Origin of the sequence: Acinetobacter sp. YH12227, assembly GCF_013417785.1 — a bacterium.
GTDB classification, from domain to species: Bacteria; Pseudomonadota; Gammaproteobacteria; order Pseudomonadales; family Moraxellaceae; genus Acinetobacter; species Acinetobacter gandensis.
On sequence record NZ_VPDH01000161.1, the window covers coordinates 1 to 1922 of the forward strand.

The 1922-nt window shown below is 33.8% G+C and carries 4 protein-coding genes; all 4 read right to left on the bottom strand.

The window, feature by feature from the left end; translation table 11 throughout:
• Positions 1-44: 44 nt before the first annotated feature.
• Entirely contained in the window at positions 45-455 is a 411-nt protein-coding gene (locus tag FTV09_RS17605; protein ID WP_257222940.1) for a hypothetical protein, read from the bottom strand.
• A 54-nt stretch (positions 456-509) separates the two neighbouring features.
• Positions 510-722, bottom strand: coding sequence for a hypothetical protein (locus FTV09_RS17610; protein ID WP_067766969.1), 213 nt, complete (start codon positions 720-722; stop codon positions 510-512).
• A 3-nt stretch (positions 723-725) separates the two neighbouring features.
• On the bottom strand, positions 726-941 hold the full coding sequence (locus tag FTV09_RS17615; RefSeq protein ID WP_067766972.1) for a cold-shock protein: 216 nt from the start codon (positions 939-941) through the stop codon (positions 726-728).
• A gap of 125 nt (positions 942-1066) precedes the next feature.
• Positions 1067-1288, bottom strand: a complete 222-nt coding sequence (locus tag FTV09_RS17620) for a transposase (protein WP_067766975.1) — start codon at positions 1286-1288, stop codon at positions 1067-1069.
• Positions 1289-1922: the final 634 nt, after the last annotated feature.

Below are 1922 nucleotides of genomic sequence, written 5' to 3' on the forward strand. Positions count from 1 at the left end.
CCTTTTCCATAACGCTCACGACCGGGACTTTTGATCCAAGCCGCTTATGGTGGTTTGCTACCTGCTCCTGCAAGCCGATAGCGAGGGGCCATACCCTCATCTCTTACGCCGCTTGCTGCGGCACACTGAAATCGATACCCCAATTCTTCAGCATGGTCATAACGATCTACACTCCAAGCCTTGGTAGCAATATTGCCTTTACGACCACCAGACCACGGACCTGTTGCGATTTCAATTAACATCCGATGTTCAATCAGGTGCAAGTCAAAACGCCAATTTTTCGTACTTTTGAAATGAAAGTATTCTTCATATTTCATTTTCATCCGATCTAATATTTCTTTTAACCGCTCGAATGCTTCTAAGTATTTTTCACTGGCTTTAGGTAGTGGCCTGGAACGTGGTTTCTTTTTAGGCGGAATCTTTTTAGTTAGGTTTTTATAGGCATCAAGTTCCATATTTCACCCAATAAAAAACCTCCCGGAGGAGGTTAATTTAATTGCATGTAAAAATTAAAATAACTTAAATATTTTTCCAGTTTTATCACTGTAGAAATGCATATCAAAGCTAGGCTTAATTATTTCATCTTCTATATTTAGATAACGGACGCAATCACCAAAACTATTTGGCTCATCAGATGATTTTTCGCACATAGCTTCTAGTGTATAGACAGCGCCATGTTGATCAACCACATCTAACATTACTTTGTTTAATAAATTATCCATGTATTAGCCATCAATCCCAACGATTTCACTCGCTTGGAAACCACGTTGACCTTTTGATACGCTAAACTGTACACGCTGACCTTCAGCAAGTGATTTGAAACCACCTGAAATGATTTGAGAAAAATGAGCAAAAACTTCTTCGCCATTATCAGCCGCGATGAAACCGAAGCCTTTAGTATCGTTAAACCACTTAACAGTGCCTGTAGTTAAATTTGACATAATAATTTCCTTTAATAATATTTAATTTAGAGTTCTTGAAAAAATTAAGAAAATAAATAATTAATTTATAAATAATTTAATTAAAAAATTTTAGCTCTAAGTTGTTCAGGTTTAAGAGTGAGAGTTTAAAAATACAATTTATATAGTTTATTTAGTTCAGTATAAAAAGATTTACCATCAATATTTAAAGTTAACTTTTGTCCTGATTCTAAGACAACTTGTTTAGCAACTTCAACTAAGGTTTTACCATTCAAATTGCTTTGAATTTTTTTTAACGGAATAATATTCACACGAATTTCATCACCGTTAGTTGCTGAAGCAGTAGTCCAGCCGTTAGATATGTTCATTTATTGACTCATATAATGAGCTTTTGTAAACAGAATAGTATTAAAAATAAAACCAACTTTGATTTTGGAGATTGTTCACTTAAGAAAAATTTAAACTTATGATATTTACAGTAGCTTGAAAAAATAGATAAAAATCAGATTAGTATCTTTAGAATTTTAAGGAAACCCACGAATAGCTGTAGGCTTCCCTTGATCGGCATGATGCGAATTCATGCTATGCGTTAACTGTTTGAATTCGATGCTTTAGCACCAGATTGGAGGGAATACGCAATTCCATTAACAACTCAAACACTACCGTTCCGCTTACGGATTCGATCAAACACACTATAGCACCAGTGCCCAGATTTACCTATGTTTATTTAACAATTATTTTATAAGATTGATTTTAAAGCAATTTTGACAGTATTCAATTTCACCATCTATACATTGATGCTTTTTACTTAATCCATGTATGCCAAACATACATTTAAAAAATTGCATCATAATCACACCAGAAATCTAATTTTAATAGGACTTACGCATTGACGGATTCAAAAAAGTATTAAAATACTTTATAAAGTATCTGTGATCAGACGAATTAAACATGCTTCTACAGCAACTTGTACATTACCCATTTATATGGGCTTTCTCATGA

Bases quoted from the DNA above. Each gene is read 5' to 3' on its own strand.
- FTV09_RS17605 (WP_257222940.1), bottom strand. From the start codon at position 455: ATGGAACTTGATGCCTATAAAAACCTAACTAAAAAGATTCCGCCTAAA.
- FTV09_RS17610 (WP_067766969.1), bottom strand. From the start codon at position 722: ATGGATAATTTATTAAACAAAGTAATGTTAGATGTGGTTGATCAACAT.
- FTV09_RS17615 (WP_067766972.1), bottom strand. From the start codon at position 941: ATGTCAAATTTAACTACAGGCACTGTTAAGTGGTTTAACGATACTAAA.
- FTV09_RS17620 (WP_067766975.1), bottom strand. From the start codon at position 1,288: ATGAACATATCTAACGGCTGGACTACTGCTTCAGCAACTAACGGTGAT.